This window comes from Kaistella sp. (genome assembly GCF_032060305.1).
Lineage (GTDB): Bacteria > Bacteroidota > Bacteroidia > Flavobacteriales > Weeksellaceae > Kaistella > Kaistella yananensis.
This window is the reverse complement of record NZ_DAMBHK010000049.1, coordinates 1-5797: the sequence shown is the minus strand read 5'-3', so window position 1 is coordinate 5797 and position 5797 is coordinate 1. Positions and strand designations below refer to the sequence as shown.

Genomic DNA, 5797 nt, shown 5'->3' with positions numbered 1-5797 from the left:
AATTTAGTTTATTTATAATAAAACTATTGCGCAGTAATTTTCAACTCTATAAATTCGTTTTTGCAAAAATTAAAAATTTAGAGAATGAAAAAACTTTTAGTAGGCGCATTTGCTTTGTCAATGCTTGCCGCTTGTAATGCGGGTGAAGATCATCTGCTTAATCAGGAAGAAAATGATGCGCTGACTTCGGGTAGTGCTGTAACCCAAAGAGTGTGTCCTTCTGAAGACATCAGGAAAGAAGCTTTGGCCAATAATCCCACGTTGATGGCAAAGTTTGTAGAGAATGAAAGCAAAACGGCTAAATTTATCGATGACCTTTCAATGGGAAGGGTTCTTGCTGATGGCACAGTTGAAATTCCTGTAGTGGTAAATGTTCTGTACAGAACGTCTGCTGAAAATATTTCAGATGCACAGATTGCCTCGCAAATTGCGACTTTAAACAAAGATTTTGGAGGCACAAACAGTGATGTAAACAAAATTCCAGCTGAATTTACTTCTGTAGCAGCGGGTGATACCAAAATAAAATTCCGTTTAGACCGCGTGATCCGTAAATCTACCACCGTACGTTCGTGGAGAACAAATGATGCGATGAAAAAATCATCATCGAAAGGTCAGGATGCTTATAAGCCTGCGAATTATTTCAATATCTGGGTTGTAGGTGATATGGGCGGCGTACTTGGTTATGCAACTTTCCCGGAATCGGCTGGGCTTTGGAATGACGGCGTGGTGATTGCAGGCAAATATTTTGGAACTACTGCCAATGCGCCTTATAACCTGGGAAGAACTGCAACTCACGAAGTTGGGCATTACCTGAATCTCCGTCATATCTGGGGAGATGGAAACTGTGCGACAGATTATGTTGACGATACCCCGACACAACAGGATAAAAACTTCGGGAAGCCGACTTATCCGCAGTACGACCTTTGTGGTGGTGTAAACCGCTCCATTCAGTTTATGAATTATATGGATTATGTTGATGATGCTGCAATGTATATGTTCTCTGCAGGGCAAAAATCCAGAATGCAGGCCGTAACCAACGCTTCAGGTGCAAGATCCGGACTTAGACTTTATTAATAATTATATTTAAAAATGAACCTGCCGGATTTCCGGCAGGTTTTTTATGGAATAAAGATTACAATCTGAACACAAATGAATTCTCATCATTATTGCTGTTATTTGTCTGGTTTTTCCTGAAATAAATTTTCGTTTCGGATTAATTGTATCCGCTGTAACATGCGGTGAATTCTTTATTTTATTGATTTTCAATCTAATGAATCATTGTGAGTAAATAATTCGAGATTAATTTTGTTATCTCAAAAAATATATATTTCTTTGTTGTATTCTAATGCCATAACAGCGGAAGAATAAATTTTTTTTCATCATTTGTGTTTATCCACGGGAGTCATCCTGTGGATTTTTTTTTTGCGTGTTTTTATCTGAATTTTAATTCAGCCAAAACCGGAAAATGATCCGATGGGTAGAGCAGGTTTTCTCTCCGGTCATTAATGGTTCTTATGGATTGGCAGCTGAGTCCTTTGGTGAAAATATAGTCGATTCTGTCTTTAGGAACAGAGTTTACATCAAAACCTGTAAAAGTCCCTGTTGGCCCATAATGAGGTTTTCTGCAGTTGTAGAAACTGTCGCTCATTGTTTTCGAAATAATTTTAATCGGCTCTGTTTTATCTGTAAGGTTAAAATCGCCTGTTAAAACCACAGGAAAATTTTTTGGATTGAGGGTGTTTATTTTTTCCAGAATTAGTTTTGAAGAATTTTCACGCGCAATATTTCCCACATGATCGAAATGCACATTGAAAGCCCAGAATTTTCTGCCGCCTTTTTTCGTTTTAAATAAAGCATACGTGCAAACTCTGTTATAAGCCGCGTCCCAGCCTTTGGATGGTCGATCCGGAGTTTCGCTGAGCCAGAAAGTTCCAGACTGCAAAACCTGTAACTTTTCGGTATTGTAGAAAATGGCAGAATATTCACCTTTATTAGCACCGTCATCACGTCCTACGCCTACAAAATCATAATTTTTCAAACCTGTTTTCAGGTCAGTCATCTGTTGCGGAACCGCTTCCTGAACGCCAAAAATATCTGGATGATAGTAATCAAGAAGTTGCACGGCATCATTTTTTCTGTTTTCCCAGGAGTTTTCTTTGTCGGAATCGAGAGAAAGTCTAATGTTGAAAGTCATCACATTTAAATTTTGCGCATTAAAATTAAAGCACACAAAAGCGCAAATCAGAAGGATTAAATTTTTCATTTCAGTTCAATTACAGGCGATAAAGTTAAAAGTTTTAAGGTGTTTTTTCTGAAATCCACGGTATTTTCTTAAAATCGGGCAATTCAATAACTTTTTACTTACTTTTGCACCTCGAAAATACTCATTACTAATTGCTTAATATATATGTTGTCAGTTCAGGGCTTAGGTCTGCATCACTCAGGGAATTACCTTTTTCAAAATGTAAATTTCACCATCAAAAAAGATGATAAAATTGGTCTCGTTGGTAAAAACGGAGCCGGAAAATCTACCCTTCTGAAAATGCTTACCGGAGAAATCAATTTCTACGAAGGAAACATCGTTCCGGAAGGAAATATTACCATTGGATTTCTAAAACAAGATCTAGATTTCGTGAAAGGACGCACCGTTTGGGATGAAACTTTACAGGCTTTTGAGCAGATCAACGCAATGAAAAACGAACTCGATGAAGTAAATCATCAGTTGGTAACGAGAACAGATTACGAAAGCGATTCCTACGAAAAGTTAATTCACAGGATGACTGAACTGAATGATCTTTTGATGCATCACGACGCCTATAATCTGGAAGGTGATGTAGAAAAAGTTTTGTTGGGACTGGGTTTTAAGGCAGATGATTTCAATAAAATTACCGACGAGTTTTCCGGCGGTTGGCGAATGAGAATTGAATTGGCTAAGCTACTTCTTCAGAAAAACGATTTGATGCTTCTGGATGAGCCAACCAACCACCTCGATATGGAATCCATCATCTGGTTGGAAGAATTTTTGAAGGATTACCCTGGTGCAATCGTTTTGGTGAGCCACGATAAGCAATTCATGACTTCGGTTTGTAACCGAACTTTTGACATTAATAATAAAAAAGTTGACGATTATAAAGCCAATTACACCAAATATTTGGAGCTGAGTAAGGAGCGTAAAGAGAAATTAACTCAAGCTAAGAAAAACCAAGATGCCGAAATCAAACAGATGGAGGATAACATCAACCGGTTTCGGGCGAGTGCTACGAAAGCTTCTTTTGCGCAGTCTTTAATTAAAAAACTCGATAAAATTGAGCGAATCGAAATCGATAATGAAGATGTATCAAAGTTCAATATTCGTTTCGTGCAGTCTATTGTGCCGGGTAAAGTAATTTTCGAGGCCAAAAATCTTGGGAAATCTTATGGAAACAAACAAGTTTTCGATAAAGTTGATTTCTTTGTGGAGCGTGGCGACCGTATTGCGTTGTTAGGACAAAACGGACAAGGAAAAACCACGTTGGCAAAAATCCTTTCCGGCGAAATTAAAGATTATTCCGGCCAGTGGGAATTAGGACATAACGTGAATATTGGGTATTTTGCCCAAAACCAGGAAGAAGTTCTAACGCCGAACAAAACAGTTTTGGAAGAAGCTGAAGATGCGGCAACTGAAGAGACGCGCCCGAGAGTGAGAGATTTGCTGGGAAGTTTCCTTTTCCAGGGCGAAGATGTGCAGAAAAAAACCAAAGTACTTTCCGGTGGAGAAAGAAACCGTTTGGCATTGTGTAAACTCTTGTTGCGTCCGTTCAATACGTTGATTATGGACGAACCGACGAACCACCTTGATATTCAATCCAAAGAAATTATTAAACTGGCTTTGCAGAAATTCGAGGGAACACTAATCGTAATTTCCCACGACAGAGAATTTTTACAAGGATTAACGGATAAAATATTCGAATTCCGCGATGGAAGAATGAAGGAATTCCTGGGTGATGTTAATGAATATCTGGAATTCAGACAGAAAGAAAGCATCCGCGAGGTTTCCGCCGAAAAATCTAAACTGCAGGAACTGAGAAACGAACCGATTGTAGAAAAGTCTGTAGAAAAGCCGACCGAAAAGAAACCTGTCATCGTTTCCAAAGATCAAAAAAATATCCAGAATAAGATTAAGAAAATCGAAGAGAAAATATCCGAACTGGAACTGAAGATTGAAGAAATGGAAGCCAGTTTTACAAAAGAAAATCCATCAGAAGAAACTTTGGAAAAATACAATGCGTATAAAGCTGAACTCGATTTGGCGCTGCAGGAGTGGGAGTATCTCGGAACGCAGTTAGACTAAAATCAAACATCATCATTTATCACCGAATTTTTTCGGTGATTTTTTTTGTGCTGGTCGGTTGATAAAAACTTACTTCGGGATTTGATTAAAAACTTCTAAAATTGTTTGGTTTGAAGTAATATCTGGCTGTTTTTGTTTCGGCAGCATTTACATCTAAATCATACCACGGTGATATTTCTTTATCAAAAGGATTTTTTAGTAAATGGATCGATTGCGCCGGTGTAAAGCCTTCTGCCAGCAAAAAAAGTTTTTCACCCTTCTGATTTTCAGAAACACCTGCAATAAACACAATGTGGCCCGGGCTTCCTGCGGTAATCAGGATGTCACCCGTTTTTAAATCCCGCGTTTTCAAAACAGGCTTGGTTTCATTATTTAATGAAATGGTTCCGGCATAAGTGAAAATCAAATCCAGATACTTCCGCAAATTTTCCCTTGAATCATCGAATTTTTCTGTTTTTCTAAACTGTACGGAATTTCCATTCACAAATGCGCGGGTTCCATTTTTGTAGTCGTTCCACGTCATTAAATCTCCGCTGGTAAAATGAAATTTAATTTCGTCGTATTTTTTTAATTCAAATAAATATTCTGCCCGCAGCCGGATAAGCGCGTCGGCACATTGCTGCAAATCCTTTGTTCCAGTATCGATATCAAAAATAGCTTCGTGCAGATGTTGTGTTGCGATTTCTGTTCCGTCATATTTCAGAATCGGAGATCCGTATGTCTTCAGTGGAAAAGATTCAATGTATTCCGCAAAGGAAGATGGTCCTGCGGTCGAATATTCGTAACCATTTGGTGCCGGAAATCTTTCCCTGACCGTGTTTTTATCTTTATTTATTTTTATGGAAGTTGCTGTTTCTAAACTTTCAGAACCTGCATTGCTGTTGTCTCTAGGTGAATTATCCGTTGTTTTATTACAACTTAAGACCAGAAATAATAATGCAGAAAGAAGTGGTGTTTTCATCAATTAAAGATAAGTAAATTTCCGGGGTGCGATCCTCATTTCTGCTCTACATCCGAACGAATTTCCTATCTTTGAAATTCAAATTAAAATTCCATGAATCACAGTCCTGTAGAAGGTTTTTCTAAACTTTCAAAACAAAGAAAAATCGATTGGCTCATCAAAGAATACCTCAACGACGACCGAAGTTACGAAGAGATTTTACAGCAATACTGGAACGAAAATCCGGAGCTACAAAAGCTTCACGAAGAGTTTTCCGAAAACACCATTTCCAATTTTTATATGCCATACGGTATTGCACCCAATTTCCTAATCGATGGGAAATTACTGGCGCTACCAATGGCAGTAGAGGAAAGCTCTGTGGTTGCAGCAGCTTCAAAAGCAGCCAAATTCTGGATTGATAAAGGCGGTTTCAAAACGACCATTATCAACACTAAAAAATTGGGTCACACTCATTTTATTTTAGAGGTGGAACCTCATAAAGTGCTTCATTTTTTTAACTTTAAATT

At 38.2% G+C, this 5797-nt stretch carries 4 protein-coding genes and 1 pseudogene; 3 read left to right on the top strand and 2 right to left on the bottom strand.

All coding sequences use genetic code 11. The features are described 5' to 3' along the window. Positions 1-84: 84 nt before the first annotated feature. On the top strand, positions 85-1074 hold the full coding sequence (locus V5N63_RS07990) for a zinc metalloprotease (protein WP_332033523.1): 990 nt from the start codon (positions 85-87) through the stop codon (positions 1072-1074). Between the two features lie 358 nt (positions 1075-1432). On the opposite strand, the gene V5N63_RS07985 is transcribed toward V5N63_RS07990, so the two are convergent. Beyond that, complete coding sequence (locus V5N63_RS07985) at positions 1433-2194, bottom strand: endonuclease/exonuclease/phosphatase family protein (protein WP_332033522.1); 762 nt, start codon at positions 2192-2194, stop codon at positions 1433-1435. Positions 2195-2407: 213 nt separating this feature from the next. Between V5N63_RS07985 and V5N63_RS07980 the strand changes: the two genes are divergently transcribed. Beyond that, on the top strand, positions 2408-4330 hold the full coding sequence (locus tag V5N63_RS07980) for an ABC-F family ATP-binding cassette domain-containing protein (protein ID WP_332033521.1): 1923 nt from the start codon (positions 2408-2410) through the stop codon (positions 4328-4330). 85 nt (positions 4331-4415) lie between these two features. Here V5N63_RS07980 and V5N63_RS07975 read toward each other — a convergent pair whose 3' ends face one another. Next, complete coding sequence (locus V5N63_RS07975; RefSeq protein ID WP_332033520.1) at positions 4416-5291, bottom strand: DUF4846 domain-containing protein; 876 nt, start codon at positions 5289-5291, stop codon at positions 4416-4418. A gap of 93 nt (positions 5292-5384) precedes the next feature. On the opposite strand from V5N63_RS07975, the pseudogene V5N63_RS07970 reads away from it, so the two are divergent. Then, positions 5385-5797: pseudogene (locus V5N63_RS07970) on the top strand (hydroxymethylglutaryl-CoA reductase); the annotation flags it as partial.

What these genes read in the sequence shown, in the direction of transcription:
- V5N63_RS07980 (WP_332033521.1), top strand. Translation starts at nt 2,408, where the DNA reads ATGTTGTCAGTTCAGGGCTTAGGTCTGCATCACTCAGGGAATTACCTT.
- V5N63_RS07975 (WP_332033520.1), bottom strand. Translation starts at nt 5,291, where the DNA reads ATGAAAACACCACTTCTTTCTGCATTATTATTTCTGGTCTTAAGTTGT.
- V5N63_RS07990 (WP_332033523.1), top strand. Translation starts at nt 85, where the DNA reads ATGAAAAAACTTTTAGTAGGCGCATTTGCTTTGTCAATGCTTGCCGCT.
- V5N63_RS07985 (WP_332033522.1), bottom strand. Translation starts at nt 2,194, where the DNA reads ATGACTTTCAACATTAGACTTTCTCTCGATTCCGACAAAGAAAACTCC.